The 14,272-nt window shown below is 63.9% G+C and carries 12 protein-coding genes; 6 read left to right on the forward strand and 6 right to left on the reverse strand.

Translation table 11 applies throughout. The annotated features are described in order from the left end of the window. Nucleotides 1-8: 8 nt before the first annotated feature. The 3 genes from LB555_RS20635 to LB555_RS20645 form a co-directional block, all read right to left on the reverse strand. Nucleotides 9-1,121 (reverse strand): ABC transporter substrate-binding protein, encoded by a 1,113-nt coding sequence (locus LB555_RS20635; protein ID WP_224683623.1) that lies wholly within the window; start codon nucleotides 1,119-1,121, stop codon nucleotides 9-11. Between the two features lie 70 nt (nucleotides 1,122-1,191). Continuing rightward, nucleotides 1,192-2,286 (reverse strand): ABC transporter ATP-binding protein, encoded by a 1,095-nt coding sequence (locus LB555_RS20640; RefSeq protein ID WP_224683624.1) that lies wholly within the window; start codon nucleotides 2,284-2,286, stop codon nucleotides 1,192-1,194. 122 nt (nucleotides 2,287-2,408) lie between these two features. After that, nucleotides 2,409-3,305, reverse strand: coding sequence for a LysR substrate-binding domain-containing protein (locus LB555_RS20645; protein WP_224683625.1), 897 nt, complete (start codon nucleotides 3,303-3,305; stop codon nucleotides 2,409-2,411). A gap of 75 nt (nucleotides 3,306-3,380) precedes the next feature. Between LB555_RS20645 and LB555_RS20650 the strand changes: the two genes are divergently transcribed. The 6 genes from LB555_RS20650 to LB555_RS20675 all read left to right on the forward strand — a co-directional run bounded on the left by LB555_RS20650 (nucleotide 3,381) and on the right by LB555_RS20675 (nucleotide 11,080). Further along, nucleotides 3,381-4,967, forward strand: coding sequence for an amidohydrolase (locus LB555_RS20650; protein ID WP_224683626.1), 1,587 nt, complete (start codon nucleotides 3,381-3,383; stop codon nucleotides 4,965-4,967). 41 nt (nucleotides 4,968-5,008) lie between these two features. Then, nucleotides 5,009-5,941: a dimethylarginine dimethylaminohydrolase family protein gene (locus LB555_RS20655; RefSeq protein WP_015318637.1), complete on the forward strand. Its 933-nt coding sequence runs from the start codon at nucleotides 5,009-5,011 to the stop codon at nucleotides 5,939-5,941. 223 nt (nucleotides 5,942-6,164) lie between these two features. Next, entirely contained in the window at nucleotides 6,165-8,318 is a 2,154-nt protein-coding gene (locus LB555_RS20660; RefSeq protein ID WP_224525848.1) for a transglycosylase domain-containing protein, read from the forward strand. Nucleotides 8,319-8,427: 109 nt separating this feature from the next. Further along, nucleotides 8,428-9,012, forward strand: a complete 585-nt coding sequence (locus tag LB555_RS20665) for a DUF1214 domain-containing protein (RefSeq protein ID WP_224525852.1) — start codon at nucleotides 8,428-8,430, stop codon at nucleotides 9,010-9,012. After that, nucleotides 9,005-9,574, forward strand: a complete 570-nt coding sequence (locus LB555_RS20670; RefSeq protein ID WP_140618565.1) for a DUF1254 domain-containing protein — start codon at nucleotides 9,005-9,007, stop codon at nucleotides 9,572-9,574. Before LB555_RS20665 ends, LB555_RS20670 begins: the two co-directional genes overlap by 8 nt. A 480-nt stretch (nucleotides 9,575-10,054) precedes the next feature. After that, nucleotides 10,055-11,080, forward strand: coding sequence for a hypothetical protein (locus LB555_RS20675; RefSeq protein ID WP_224683627.1), 1,026 nt, complete (start codon nucleotides 10,055-10,057; stop codon nucleotides 11,078-11,080). Here the strand turns inward: LB555_RS20675 and LB555_RS20680 are convergent. The 3 genes from LB555_RS20680 to LB555_RS20690 all read right to left on the reverse strand — a co-directional run bounded on the left by LB555_RS20680 (nucleotide 11,058) and on the right by LB555_RS20690 (nucleotide 13,985). After that, on the reverse strand, nucleotides 11,058-11,405 hold the full coding sequence (locus LB555_RS20680; protein ID WP_224525857.1) for a DUF1491 family protein: 348 nt from the start codon (nucleotides 11,403-11,405) through the stop codon (nucleotides 11,058-11,060). The two genes, LB555_RS20675 and LB555_RS20680, sit on opposite strands and share 23 nt — an antisense overlap. A 71-nt stretch (nucleotides 11,406-11,476) precedes the next feature. Further along, on the reverse strand, nucleotides 11,477-12,259 hold the full coding sequence (locus LB555_RS20685; RefSeq protein WP_224683628.1) for a peptidoglycan-binding protein: 783 nt from the start codon (nucleotides 12,257-12,259) through the stop codon (nucleotides 11,477-11,479). Next, nucleotides 12,234-13,985 (reverse strand): PAS domain-containing sensor histidine kinase, encoded by a 1,752-nt coding sequence (locus LB555_RS20690; RefSeq protein ID WP_224683629.1) that lies wholly within the window; start codon nucleotides 13,983-13,985, stop codon nucleotides 12,234-12,236. Before LB555_RS20690 ends, LB555_RS20685 begins: the two co-directional genes overlap by 26 nt. Between the last annotated feature and the right edge of the window lie 287 nt (nucleotides 13,986-14,272).

Here is a 14,272-nt window from a genome sequence, read left to right on the forward strand (position 1 = left end):
GCCGCCGGTCAGGCGGAGATGATCTTGGTGTATTCGTCGAGCGCCGGCCCATAGTTCTTGGCGTACCAGTCCATGTCGAGCGCGATCTGCTTCTTCATGTTCTCGGGATCGACGGGGTTGATACGCTTCTTGTCGGCGGGGATCAGCGCGTCGGCCGCCGGATTGGCCGGACCCTGGCCGAGCTTGTCGAACATGACGAGCTGCTTTTCCGGATCCTGGGCGCTGGCGATGAACTTCATCGCCGCATCCTTGCCGCCTGGGTTGTTCTTGAGCACGGCCAGCGCTCCGGGCGAGATCAGGCCCTGGTCCCAGATGAACTTGATCTTGCCGCCGGAATCCTGCTCGATCAGCGAGGCGCGCGTCGACCAGACGATCGCCATCGAGGCTTCGCCATTGAGCAGCACGCTCTGGCTCTCGGCGCCGCCGCCCCAATAGGCGACGACGTTTTCCTTGAAGGCCGATATCTTGTCATGCGCACGTTTTAGGTCGAGCGGGTAGAGCGAAGCCGGCGCGATGCCGTCGGCCAAAAGGGCCGCTTCCCAGCTCGACACGCCCCATTTGTAGAGCGAACGCTTGCCCGGGAATTTCTTCACATCGAAGAAATCGGCCATGCCAGTCGGTGCATCCTTGCCGTATTTCTCGGAATCGTAGGCGATGACATAGGAGAAGAAATAGGTCGAGGCGGCATAGTCCCAGCCGAAGCCCGGCCGCATCTTCTTTTTGTCGACGATGTTGTAGTCGATCGGCTCGAGCATGCCTTGCGCGCCGAGCGTAATGGCCGAGAACGGGTCGACGTCGACCAGGTCCCAGGTCGGGGCGCCGCTCTTGGATTGCGCGGCGATCGCGCCTTCGGTCGGGCCCGAGCCGTCCATCTTGACGGTGATTCCGGTGTCCTTGGTGAAGGCCTGGCCATAGGCCGCGTCGTAGGCCGTGATGGCATCGCCGCCCCAGTTGACCAGCACAAGTTCCTTCGCTGCGGCAAAGGCACCGGTCGAGCGCAGCAGCATCGGCGTGCCGGCGAGCACGAGGGCAGCGAGTTGCGTGAACTGCCGACGCGAGATCTCGCCGCGTCTCGTCCTTTCGGACAGCGTTTCGATGGCCTGTTTCTTGGTGTCGTTCATGTCAGTTCCCCTTTGTTTTCGTTGATTTTGATTCCGGAAGCCGGTGCGGCTGATCAGGCCGCGCCGGTGCTCATTGTCCTCCGTCCGGAAGGAGGAAACCCTTTTCCGCCGGCCATGTCAGCCACACGGAATTACCCTTGCTGAGCGCCGCCGCCGCGACCTCGTTGGGCACCGAGACGGTGACTTTGGCACCTTGGCGCGTGGTGAGGTCGAGCTTGGTCGCCGCCCCCAGATAGGTCGAGGCGATTGCCGTCGCGGCAATGCCGTTCTCTCCGGCGGCGGCCTCGCGCGCTATCGACATGTGTTCGGGCCGGATCGCCAGGATGGCGTCGCCACGGACCTTCTCAGCCTTGCAGTGCATGCTGACCGCGCGGTCCTCACAGAGGCCGGTCGAGCCGTTGTCGACGGCCTTAACCCCCTTCAGCGGCAGCATGTTGATCTCGCCGAGGAACTCGGCGACGAAGCGATTGTCCGGCCGGTCGTAGACCTCGTCCGGCGCGCCGACCTGCAGCAGTTTGCCATGATTGAAGATGGCGACGCGCGAAGACAGCGCCAGCGCCTCGCTCTGGTCGTGGGTAACGAAGACGAAGGTGGTGCCGGTCTCCTGGTGCAGGCGCTTCATCTCTGCCTGCATCTGGCCGCGCAGGCTCTTGTCCAGCGCCGAAAACGGCTCGTCGAGCAGGAGCACGCCCGGCTCGAACACCAGCGCGCGGGCAAGCGCGACGCGCTGCTGCTGGCCACCGGAAAGCTGCGAGGGCAATTTCTTCTCGTGGCCGACCAGACCGACGCGCTCGATCATCTCGCCGACACGCTTCTTGATCTCGGCGGCCGATCTCTTGCGGACCTTGAGCGGGAAGGCGATGTTGGCCTCGACGCTCATATGCGGAAAGAGCGCATAGCCCTGGAACACCATGCCGGCGGCACGCTGCTCGGCCGGGCGGTCGGTGATATCGGCGCCGTCGCTGAAAAACTTGCCCTCGCTCGGCTGCACGAAGCCGGCCAGGATCATCAGGAAGGTGGTCTTGCCGGAGCCGGAGGGCCCAAGCAGCGTCAGGAATTCGCCGCGGCCTATGTCGAGCGTCAGATTGTCCAGCGCACGGAACGAGCCGAAGCTCTTGCCGATCCCGATTGCCTTGATCTCTGCGGCCCGGCCGGGTTGCTGCATCCTGCCTCTATCCTTACCGTTGAGCCAAATCGTAGGCAGGGCGGAAGCTCACCGCAACCGAATAGTTTTCGCCTGATCGGCAAATTTCATTCATCTATGGCGGGCTGGCGCCACGCTGCCCCTCAATAGGGCTGAATGCGGTTCTCGGAGAGAGTCGACCTCAGCCATCCCGCGAACGCTTCCAGGACCGGGTGCGAGGCCTTGGCGTGTTCGGAGACCAGAAAATAGGAGCGCGGCGATTTGATCGCGATGTCGAAAGGCCTGACCAGACGGCCTTCGCTCAGCGCACGGCGGCTGGTCAGTTCGTCACCCATGGCGATCCCCTGCCCGGCAATCGCCGCAGAGAAGACGAGGTTCATGTCGGAAAAGAAGATGCCGCCTTCGGTGTCCGGGTTTTCGACCTTGGACAGCGCCAGCCAGCGGGCCCAATCCTCGGTGTCGTCGAGATGGAGCAGATTGGCGCGCAGCACGTCCGCCGGCCGGGAAAAGCCGCCGACCTTGTTGAGCAGCGTCGGGCTGCAGAGCGGCGTGAACGAGATTTCGCACAACAGCTCGGCCATGCGGTTCGGCCAGTTGCCCACGCCGAAGGCGATGAAGGCGTCTGCGTCGGCATTGCTGACATCGTCGAGCCGTCGGGGCGTCAGGATGCGCAGCGCGACATCGGGGTACATCTGCCGGAACTCGCCGATATGGGTGCACAGGAACAGCGAGGCGAAACCCGGCGTACAGGAGACGGCGAACGAGCCGCCGACGCCAGTGCCGGCATCGCGCGTCACCGCGTCACCGAGCACGGTCAGCGCCTTGCGAACGTCGCTGGCATAACGCTGCCCACGCGGGGTGAGCGCCACACCCTTGCCGATACGCTCCAGCAGATCGAAGCCGAGATCGCGCTCGAGCAGCCGCAATTGGTGGCTCACCGCGCTGCGGGTCAGGTGCAGTTCGTCGGCGGCGCGCCAGACGCTGCCATGTCTGGCAAAACTGTCGAGCGCGCGTAGCGCCTGTGTCGATGGAATTCTCAAGAGGTGAACCGAATTTGCATGAACCACGAAAACATATCACTTTTTGGCGAGCCACTTCACTGCTTTCTTTGACGCATGGACAAACCGGTGACGACATCGGCGCAAGAGACCGCGCTTGCCTGCCTCGACGGCATCCAGCCCCTGCTGTCGGCATGGACACGCACCATCTTCGATTTCGGCGAGACCGCCTGGCGCGAGTACCAATCGGCCGCCTGGTATGTCGATCGACTCAAGCGCGAGGGATTTTCGGTCGAGGAAGGCTCGGGCGGCATGCCGACCGCCTTTTGCGCCCATTGGACGAACGGTGCCGGACCGACAGTGGGCATGTATGCCGAATATGATGCCGTGCCCGGCAATTGCCAGGACGCCGTGACGGTGAGGCAGCCGCGATCTGGCCTTGGCGCCGAGGCCGGCGGCCATACCGACCCGCATTCGGGGCTCGGGGTAGCAAGTCTCGGCGGCCTGCTCGCCACCAAAGCCGCCATGCAGCGCCACGACATTCAAGGCACGCTGCGCTTTACCGGCGAGCCGGCTGAGAAAGTGCGCGGTTCGAAGCCAATCCATGCGGCAAAAGGCTACTATGACGGCCTTGCCGGCATGATCTCCTTCCATCCCTTCTACATGCTGCCGCTCTGCAATACCGCGCGCTGGGACACGCATTGCGGCGCGGCCTACGCGATGATCTATCGCTTCGTCTGCGACGAACCCGAAAATTGGGTTCGCGGAAGCGACGGCGCACCGATCCCGCAGGCGCATTCGGCGGTCAGGGCACCGGGCGCCAACGATGCACTGATGACCATGTACATGGCTTCCAAGGCGTTGCGCGATTCCATGCTGCCACACCAGGGCGGCTGGTCGATCAGCGAGGCTATCCTGACGGCCGGCCAGGCCACGGCCGACAATCTGCCGGCGGGACTGGCCGAGATCCAGTACATGATCCGCGTGCCCACCATCGGCATGGCCGAGCAGGTAACGGCGGTACTCGACCGCAACGCCGCGGCCGCGGCCGCGATCAGCGGCTGCCGCTACGAGCGGCACTGGGTGTCGAAGTCACGGCCGGGGCTCGCGAACCACGCCATGGCCGGGATTGCCTATGAAGCCCTGTCGACGGTCGGGCCGCCACGCTGGGACGAGGCCGCCAGAACGATCGCGCGGGAAATCCAGGTCAATGCCGGCGGCACTGCTACCGGAAACCCCTTTATCGAGGAGCTTGAGCGGCTGATTTCGCCACAAGAGGCCGAGGCGATCCTGCGCCGCGACCTGCCGCCGTCCCAGGTGAACTCGACGTCCGACGACTACACCGACATGAGCTGGCACGCGCCGACCGCCCGCTTCTATGTCGCCCGCCCAGCGCTCCGCTCGGCGAATGGCAGCGCCTATCCCTCCTGGGTGATGAATGCGCTGGGTGGCATTCCGGCGACGATCGACCCGATGGTCATCTGCGCCGCCAAGACGGTCGCGCTGGCGGCGCTGCGCCTACTCGAGGACGAGACCGCCCGCGATGCGGCAATGGACGAGTTCACCACCCGTACCGACGGCGGCGTCGGCGGCTCCAACTGGATCGCGCCGCTCTGCGACTACGAACCGCCGATCAACTTCCGCTGGCCGGAATATGTCACCACCGCGCGCGGCCGCGACTGGTGGATCCCCAGCAACGCATGACCTGACCAACCCTTTAGAACGAGCCCACGAGGAGAACCCGCATGACCGTCCATGACCGCATCATCGCCGAGCCGTTTTCGCTGCAACGCCGCAACCCCGCCGGCGGTACCAAGCCACTGACCGTCTGGGGCTTCGCCAACGAAACCGACGTGTTGACCGACGTGCTGCTCGGATCGCCGAATTTCCTGCGCCACCTGTCGACCAGCTCGCTGTCGCGCAAGCACCTGCGCGAAGCCCCTTGCAACGTTCAGATCGCGCAGGCCCAGCACAAGGATCTTGTCGCGGCCTACGAGCATTTCGGCGTCAACATTCACTGGCACGAGCCGACGCCGGAACTGCCGATGCAGGTCTATTCCCGCGATTCCAGCGTCATGACGCCTTATGGCGCCATTATCACCGCCATGGCCAACTGGTGGCGGCGCGGCGAGAACTACGCCGCCATCCGCACCTATGAAAAGCTCGGCATCCCGATCTACGACATGGTGACGGCCGGCACTTTCGAGGGCGGCGACTTCAATGTCATCGAGGACGGCGTGGTGCTGATCGGCTGCGGCGGCGCCCGCACGCAGGAGGAAGGCGCCCGGCAGGTGCAGGCCTGGTTCGAGAAGGAAGGCTGGGAGACACGCATTGCCTTCATCGACGAATATTACGTCCATATCGACCTGATGGTGGTGCCGATCGCCGAAAAGCTCACTGCCGTCTGCCTCGCCTGCACCGAGCCTGGCATCGTCGACTGGCTGAAGGGCAAGGGGCACGAGATCATCGACGTTCCCTTCCAGGACACGATGGCGCTCGGCTGCAACTTCATGTCGCTGGGCAAGGACCGGGTGATCGCGCCGACGTCCAGCAAGACGCTGATCGAAAAACTCAAGGCGCGCGGCTTCGAGGTCGCGGCCGTCGACATGAGCGAAATCTCCAAGACCGGCGGCGGTATCCATTGCATGGCACAGGCGCTGAAACGCGAGGCGGCCTGATAGTCGGGAAAACGGCAAAACAGCTCCCGCTCGCCGGATCGAGCACCTGGCGGGCGAGGAACCGGCCGCCGGCTACCTGGCTCTTCCATCAACAAACCGTGCCCCTGTGTCCTCGCCGCCCTTGTGAGTGTCCGTAAATGGATGAATAGTCGGACAGGGCGCCGCCCTGAAATTGCCCGCTTGCGGTTTTCAGGTCGCGCCAGAACCGAGCCGGGTTTTTTGAATGGTCAGCCCTGAACCACGCAAGAGAAGAGGTCCGATCGCCGCCTGGTTGCTGGCGCTGGACGCGTGGCTCGATTCCTCGCTCTATGAGATCGGGTTCAAGGCACGCCAGTTCTGGGAGGCCGCGACGATCTTCTCGCGGCGCTTCCGTCTCAAGGGTTGGCGCCGCGGCTTCATCGAACTTTTGAGCGAAGGTTTTACACTCGGCGCCGGCGGCATGGTGGTGATGCTGGCGCTGGCGATACCCGCTTTTCAGGACACTACCGGCGACTGGCGTGCCCAGGGCGACTTCGCCGTCACCTTCCTGGACCGCTATGGCAACGAGATCGGCCAGCGTGGCATCATCCAGCGCGATTCCGTGCCGGTCGACGAGATGCCGGACCATGTCATCAAGGCGGTGCTCGCCACCGAGGACCGCCGGTTTTTCGATCATTACGGTATCGACGTGCTCGGCCTGTCGCGCGCGATCTTCGAGAACGTGCGGGCGAATTCGGTCGTCCAGGGTGGCTCGAGCATCACCCAGCAGCTGGCCAAGAACCTGTTCCTGACCAATGAGCGCACGTTCGAGCGCAAGATCAAGGAGGCGTTCCTGTCGCTGTGGCTGGAGGCCAATCTGTCGAAGAAGGAAATCCTGCAGCTCTATCTCGACCGCGCCTATATGGGCGGTGGCACGTTCGGCATCGAGGCGGCGGCGGACTTCTATTTCGGCAAGAGCGTCAAGGACCTGAACCTTGCCGAGGCGGCGATGCTGGCCGGTCTGTTCAAGGCCCCGACCAAATACGCGCCGCATATCAACCTGCCGGCGGCGCGCGCGCGCGCCAACGTGGTGCTGTCCAACCTCGTCGATTCCGGCTTCATGACCGAAGGCCAGGTGCTGCAGGCCAGACTGCACCCGGCCGACGTCGTCGACCGCGGCGAACAGAAGAGCCCCGACTACTACCTTGACTGGGCCTTCGACGAGGTCAAGAAGATCGCCAAGCCAGGCCAGCACTCGCTGGTTGCCCACACCACCTTCGACGCCAACATCCAGAAGGCGGCGGAGGAGTCCGTCGAGTTCCACCTGCGCCAGTTCGGCAAGGAGTACAACGTCACCGAAGGGGCCGTGGTGGTCATCGAGACCAATGGCGCGGTGCGGGCGATCGTCGGCGGCCGCGATTACGGCGCCAGCCAGTTCAACCGCGCCACCAAGGCACTGCGCCAGACCGGCTCATCGTTCAAGCCCTATGTCTACGCCACGGCGATGGAACACGGCTTCACGCCGAACTCGATCATTTCTGGCGGGCCGATCAGCTGGGGCAACTGGTCGCCGCACAATTACAGCGGCGAGTCGGCGGGCAACATCACGCTGATCATGGCGATGGCCAAGTCGATCAACACCGTGCCGGTGCGGCTCGCCAAGGACCATCTCGGCATCGCGCCGATCAAGGCATTGGCGGAATCGTTTGGGGTGGAATCGCCGCTCGAAGGGCACAAGACGATGGTGCTCGGCACCTCGGGCATGACCGTGATGGACCAGGCGACGGGCTACAGCGTGTTCGCCCAGAATGGCTTCGTCGGTTCCCGGCACGGCATCACCCAGCTCGTAACCCGCACCGGCGACGTGGTGTATGACTGGACCAAGGACGCGCCGCCGCCGCATCGCGTCCTGTCCGAGCAGGCGCTGAAATCCATGAACACCATGCTGGCGGCCGTGCCGGTGATGGGCACGGCGCGGCGGGCGCAAATTCCCAACATCGTCGTCGCCGGCAAGACCGGCACCACGCAATCCTACCGCGATGCCTGGTTCGTCGGCTTTACCGGCAACTACACGGCCGCCGTGTGGCTGGGCAATGACGATTTCACCCCGACCAAGAACATGACCGGCGGCTCGCTGCCGGCGATGGTGTGGCAGCGGTTGATGGTCTACGCGCACCAGAACATCGACCTGAAGCCGATCCCGGGGATCGACAAGCCCTTCGTCGACGAGGAGGTCGCGGCCAAGGCCGCCGAGGCACAGAAGAAGAGCGAGGAGCAGGCAGCGGCCGATGCCGCCGCCGAGCGGCCGCCGGTGCTGTCCAGTCGAACCACACAGACGTTGCGGGACATGAGCCAGATGTTCCAGGCGGCCCCCAAACTCGACGCCCCCGCTCCACCCGAAACGTTGTCGGCACTGTGATATCCGCCCGCTGAGACAAGACCGACTGGGAAATCCATCACGCCTGCTTGCCACAAGGCCCCGGGCCGCGATATCCCCGAACGGCAATTCTGCGCGCACCTGGCCCTTCATGCTCAAGAACGCCTTCCTGATGCTGATTTCGCTAGCCATAGCCATTGGCGGAGGCGGTGCCAGCGTCTGGTATGCGCTGAAGATCCAGGACGGTGTCGGCGCAATCAGGATCGGCCAGTGGACTGCCTTCCCCGACATCGGCACACCGGCCGCGGACCCCTATTCCAAGGCCCGCGTGGCGCGCGAGGGCGTGCTGGCGCTTGGTCGCGCCGAGGGCCTGTCCTTCGTGGCGGAAAAGGATGCCGCCGGCGACCAGCTCAAGCGGGAATGCATCTACAGGATCGAGGGCGGATTTCCGACAGCGCGGTTCTGGACGCTTTATGCCGCAGATCAGTCGCTCGGCGTCGTCGAGACCGGCAAATCGCGGCTTGCGGCTCTTCAGTCCTACGAGGTGCTACGCCAACCGGACAATTCCGTGATTATATCCGTGGGCCATCACCCGATGCCGGGCAACTGGCTGCTGACCGACGGTTCTGGACGGATGTATTTCGTCCTGACCCTCTACGACACGCCGATCGCCAGCAGCACCGGCCTGTCAGACGTTTCGCTGCCCAGGATCGTCAAGGCGGGCTGCGATGCGTAGTTTGCGTGCCGCATTGCGCAGGCTTCTCCATGCCATCCTGCTCGGCCTCGTCGGCGCCGGCATCGTCCACATTGTCGTCCTGCTTCTGGTGCCGGAATTTTCGGAACGCGACGCCTGGTCGCGTCTCTCCATGGCTTCGGATCTCTACAAGATGAACCGGCTCGATGCCGAAGCGGGCGGCGCACCGGTGGTGAAATCGGTTGACCCGCTGTTCTACGCAACGGCCTGCCGCTTCGACCTCGAGGAAGGAATGGTCCGGATCAAGGCGCCGGGGGACGTCCCGTTCTGGTCGGTGTCGGTCTATGACCGCAGCGGTCACAACATCTATTCCTTCAACGACCACACGGCGGCGGGCGGCAAGCTGGATGCCGTCGTGCTGACGCCGGCGCAGATGATCGACGTGCGCAAGGACCTGCCCGAGGATCTTCAGGGAGCGATCTTCGTCGAGGCGCCTATCGATGAAGGCATCTTCGTCATCCGCAGCTTCGTACCCGACGAGAGCTGGAAGCCGATCGTGTCGCGCTTTCTCGATCAGAGTTCCTGCGAGTTGCAGGATTTCTAAGCCGCGATCCTCGATCGCTGATCCGGAGCAGAGGGCCTGACGGACCACACCATGGCTTCAGCAAAGCTCAGTGGTGAGGGACTGCTCAGTGATGGGGGACTGGCGTCCGTGGCGATCCCGGCTTGTCCGGCCCTGCAGGCCGGGCTTCGCCGGTGCTGGACCGTTCATAACGGATGCCGGGAAATATGATCACCGCCGCCGGTATTTCGGTGGTTTGCTTGGCTCGATTGGCCGGTGCCGCACGCGGCACGAAAGACAGTACCATGCCCATGATTCGCGCATTCCTCTCGGTTTCCCCGGAGCACAACGCAACGCCTCCAAATATCATTAAGGCCGGCAGAGGGTTAACGGAGCGCTAACGGATCGCGGCTAAATTGATCTTTGTTCCCGGGTCAGTGAGTTCTGACCGAGGCAATCGCGAAACCGACATAGTCCCGGTGCGCGAGGTCGAGTGTGTATCTGGTGTCAGGCGTATCCTTCGTGTCATCTTCGGATTTCAGGCAAATCGCGATAAGGACGCAAGCGGGAAAAGCCGAAAGGCTGTTCCGCGCCGCCGTTTCCGCGTTCTGCTCTCTGACGCGGCCGTCGCGCCGGGAGATCGGCCAACTCGAAGACCTGACGCTGCCTCTGTTCGATGATGTATCCGTCGAATCGCGGCGCTTCGTGGCAGCCGCCCTTTCCGAATGCGAATACGCACCCGCGGCCCTGGTGCGGCGCCTCTGCGAGGAACCGGTCGACATTGCCGCTCCACTGCTCATCCGCTCGCGCGCCGTCAGCGACATCGACCTGATCGCGCTGATTGGCCGGCATGGGCTGCCGCATGCGCGCGCCATAGCGCGGCGCAAGGACCTGAACCCGACGATCGCCGATCTGATCAGGGCGCTCGAAAGGCCAACCCTGGTGCGGACGCGGGATCCGGAAGCTGCCCCGGCGCAGAGCCTTGTCGTGAAGGCGCAAGCGACGGCGGACAGCGCGGAAACTCAGCAGACACCCGGCGTTGCCGCCGAGAGCGCGCGGCGTAAGCTGCGCTCCATGATGCGCACCGGCGACCAAGCCTTGGCGGCGAAGGTCGACGCGTTCCCCGGTGCGGACACCTTTGTCAAACTGCGCGAGACGGCACTGACGGGAAATGCCGCGTTCTTCCACACCGCGCTGGCGGACGCTCTCGACATTGATTTTTCGATTGCGCAATCGCTGACCTTCCACCAGAACTATGCGCCGCTGCTTGCGGCGCTGCGTTCGCTCGACTTCAGCGAGGACCGGGCATTCCTGATCACTGTCGCCGTCTATCCCGGCCTGTTCCCGCATCCCCAGGCCATCCGCGCCTATCTCGACCGCTACCGCCTGCTGCATCGCGACGCGGCCCTGGACAAAGTGCGGGAGTGGAAGGCCGAAACCCTGTCCAAGACGGTTCGCGGCAAGCCACCGGCAAACGGCGACAGCCGCAGGGTCTCCAACAGCGACGAAGCCGACGCCCCCGGCCTCAGGGCGTCTTCACGGAAATAAGCTCCTCGACGGGAACGCTCCCGGCCTCGATCTCGACCACCCAGATGTCGGGATCGAATTTTTTCTCGCGCTCCAGTCTCGCATCCAGCACGGCGGCATCATTGCCGGCGGCGAGAAGGCTGAAAAACCGGTCTTCGGGCTTGGCCGAATCGTAGCTTGTCTGCGGTGCCGGCCCGTAGAGAGCCGTTTCACCCAGCCTGCCCCGCGCCAGGATGAACACGGCCCCGGCCTCCGTCGCACCGCGATTGACCACGGCGGCAAATCCGCCCGCGCCGAAAACCCGGCGCAACAGGGCCGAGACCCACAGATCAGCCGTTACGCGCATGGAAGACTCCCGACGACATGCGGGCTCTCTACCGAAATTTCCCGTGGAGGGCGAGCCGTCGTTTTCTGCCGTCAGTTGGTGAGGCCGATCTCGCGCATCTTGACGTAGACGATCTCGTCGGGCTCGCCGGTCTGCGGCAAGCCGAACAGCGACTGGAATTCCTTGATCGCCGCCTTGGTGCGTGCACCGACGACGCCATCCAGTTGCATGTCGTCATTGCCGAAGGCCTTCAGCCCGGCCTGGATCTTGACGATGCGGGGGTCAGGCCCCTGCAAAGTGGCATTCGCCTGTGCCTCGTTGGTCTGCAAGGACACGGGAACGGCGGCCGGCGGCATGTCAGGACGAGGTTGCGGTTTCGGCACGGCAGCCGTCTTCGGCGTTGCACCCAGTTGATCCAGGAGCAGTGCGTCGATCTCGCCCGAGGCGTTCAGCCCGACCTTCTGTTGATAGGCCTGTATGGCCTTGCGCGTGTTGGGGCCGGAAATGCCGTCGACGGGGCCGGAATAGAAATCAAGGTCCTTCAATATGCCTTGCACCTGCTCGACCACCGGGTCACCCTTGATCGGGGCGGGCGCGGCATTGGACCGCACGATGTTGATTGTCGTCTCGGGCTCGTCGGCGGCGGCGTGCGGAAAGCCCTGGAAATTGCGTGTGGCGAAAAACGCCCCGGCGTGCGGGAAAGGCTGATACCATAGCGCATTCGCCGAGACATAGAACAGCGTCACCAGGAATGCGGTCGATCCTCCCACCAGGACGGGATTGCGCGAAATCATGCCGCCGACGGCGATGGCGCCGTCCTGAAAGGCATTGCCGCGGCGTTTGACCGCCTTAGCCTGTTTTGCGGAGCGAGCCATTTCCGTCCCCTTTCGCCCTCGTCACCGGCATTGTCAGCACTCCGGTCGGGTTGGCGGGGCGCCCCTTCGGCCCGCCGACCGGCAGGCTGATGGTCACCGTGGTGCCCTCGCCCGGCATGCTTTCGATCGACATGGTCCCTTCATGCAAGGCCACCAGCCCCTTCACCAGGGAAAGGCCGAGACCCGTGCCCTCGAAACGGCGGGTATAGTCGTTCTGGATCTGCGTGAAGGGTTTGCCGAGATTGGCGAAATCCTCCTCGGCGATGCCGATACCGGTGTCCCTCACCCAGAAATGCAGACGTGAGCCGATCCGCTTGGCGCCGACGACGACATCGCCGCCGTCGGGGGTGAACTTGATCGCGTTGGAAACGAGGTTGATGAGCATCTGCTGTACGGCGCGGCGATCGGCATTGATATCGCCGGCGTCAGGGGCGATCTGCGTCTGCAGGTCGATATTCTTGGCCTGCGCCTGCAGCCGCATCATCGACTGGCACATGTCTACGGCTTCTACGAACCGGAACGGCTCCGGCTCGGTGGCGTAGACGCCCGATTCGATCCTCGACACGTCGAGTATGGATGTCACGACTGCCAGCAGATGCTGGCCCGAATCCCGCACCAGACCGACATATTCCTTCTGGCGCGGATCTTTGAAGGCGCCGAACATCTCGTGCAGCAGCATGTCGGAGAAACCGATGATGGCGTTCAACGGCGTGCGCAGTTCATGGCTCACGACTGCCAGGAACCGGCCCTTAGCCACTTCGGCGGCGGCGGCCGTCTCATTGGCTTGCGCCAGTTCTTCGCGCAGCCGCGCGGTCTCGTCATTTTGGCGCAGGACAAGCGTGAAGACGTCGCCTTGTTTCTCGCCACGCACCAGTTCGAGCGCGAATGGCTGGTAATTGTCGGCCACAAAGCCATTTCCATTGTGGGCGCCGTTGCCACTCTGGGGCAGCCTGATGCGCAAGTCGAGGCGGCGCGACCGTGCGCCGTCACGCATGTCGGCCAGGGCGCTGAGATAGGAGACGCGGTCCGACAGGTGCACCCGATCGAAGAGGCCCGTTCCGGACAACAGTTCAGGCGGCAATTTCAGAAGCGTACGCGACTTGGCGGATGCATCCACGATCTCGCCGTGGCGGGCGACCCGCAAGACCACCGCGTCGATGATGTCTTCCAGTCGATCACCGGCATCGAGCGTATCGGCCGCGCCGGCGGTGCCGCGAAAAGCCGATATCCGCGGGATGAGGGCCAGCGCCCAGGCCAATGGCACCAGCCAATGCCAGGCGGCGATGTGCGCATCCGCCAATGGAAGGAAGGCGGCCGACAAGGACTGAAGGGCGATGGCGATGACGGCTGTCGCGCCCCCCCACAATGCCGCACGCCGTGACGCGCCGATCCACCAGGCTTCGAATGGCAGCGCCAGGGTAAGCATGGCGACAGGTGAACTCAATCCGCCGGCGGCACCGATGAGACCGGCAAGGGCAAGCGCCGCCATCGCCAGGGCGATCGGCCCCGCGGCAGCCATCTTGCCGGTAGCGGCTACCAGCAGGGCGACGAACCAGCACAGGCCGAAGGCCGCGAAAATGGCGGCCATGGTCACCGCGGCGCCCATCCCCGATGTAACCAGCGTGACCGCGGCACCCGCTGCAAAAAATGGCGCGGCCAGCATCACGCCGATGAAACGGCGCTGGCGCTCGCGGTCGCTCCGTTCGAGAACGCTGGGATGAACCATGCGCTCACAACCGGCCGCTATTGCACCAGGCAATTCAGCGTATCTGGCCTCGATCGGCATCAATTCAACGCACTCGCACTCGTCGTGAACAGCTCTGCTTTTGCAGATTGTGTTGGTTGGCTTTGAAACTCGCACCCAGCGTTTAAGGAATGGATAAGGCAGGGCCGACCAAGGCCCGCCCTGCGGCAAATATCGGGATGACGGCGGCCGAAAACCCGGTCAAATGCAGCCATAGTAAACGGAGGGTTATCCCCCGGGTCCTGTCGTCGGACCGCGGGCCAAGTCGT

Source organism: Mesorhizobium sp. BR-1-1-10 (assembly GCF_020165595.1).
GTDB classification, from domain to species: Bacteria; Pseudomonadota; Alphaproteobacteria; order Rhizobiales; family Rhizobiaceae; genus Mesorhizobium; species Mesorhizobium australicum.

Bases quoted from the DNA above. Each gene is read 5' to 3' on its own strand.
- LB555_RS20635 (WP_224683623.1), bottom strand. From the start codon at position 1,121: ATGAACGACACCAAGAAACAGGCCATCGAAACGCTGTCCGAAAGGACG.
- LB555_RS20640 (WP_224683624.1), bottom strand. From the start codon at position 2,286: ATGCAGCAACCCGGCCGGGCCGCAGAGATCAAGGCAATCGGGATCGGC.
- LB555_RS20650 (WP_224683626.1), top strand. From the start codon at position 3,381: ATGGACAAACCGGTGACGACATCGGCGCAAGAGACCGCGCTTGCCTGC.
- LB555_RS20655 (WP_015318637.1), top strand. From the start codon at position 5,009: ATGACCGTCCATGACCGCATCATCGCCGAGCCGTTTTCGCTGCAACGC.
- LB555_RS20660 (WP_224525848.1), top strand. From the start codon at position 6,165: ATGGTCAGCCCTGAACCACGCAAGAGAAGAGGTCCGATCGCCGCCTGG.
- LB555_RS20665 (WP_224525852.1), top strand. From the start codon at position 8,428: ATGCTCAAGAACGCCTTCCTGATGCTGATTTCGCTAGCCATAGCCATT.
- LB555_RS20670 (WP_140618565.1), top strand. From the start codon at position 9,005: ATGCGTAGTTTGCGTGCCGCATTGCGCAGGCTTCTCCATGCCATCCTG.
- LB555_RS20680 (WP_224525857.1), bottom strand. From the start codon at position 11,405: ATGCGCGTAACGGCTGATCTGTGGGTCTCGGCCCTGTTGCGCCGGGTT.
- LB555_RS20685 (WP_224683628.1), bottom strand. From the start codon at position 12,259: ATGGCTCGCTCCGCAAAACAGGCTAAGGCGGTCAAACGCCGCGGCAAT.
- LB555_RS20690 (WP_224683629.1), bottom strand. From the start codon at position 13,985: ATGGTTCATCCCAGCGTTCTCGAACGGAGCGACCGCGAGCGCCAGCGC.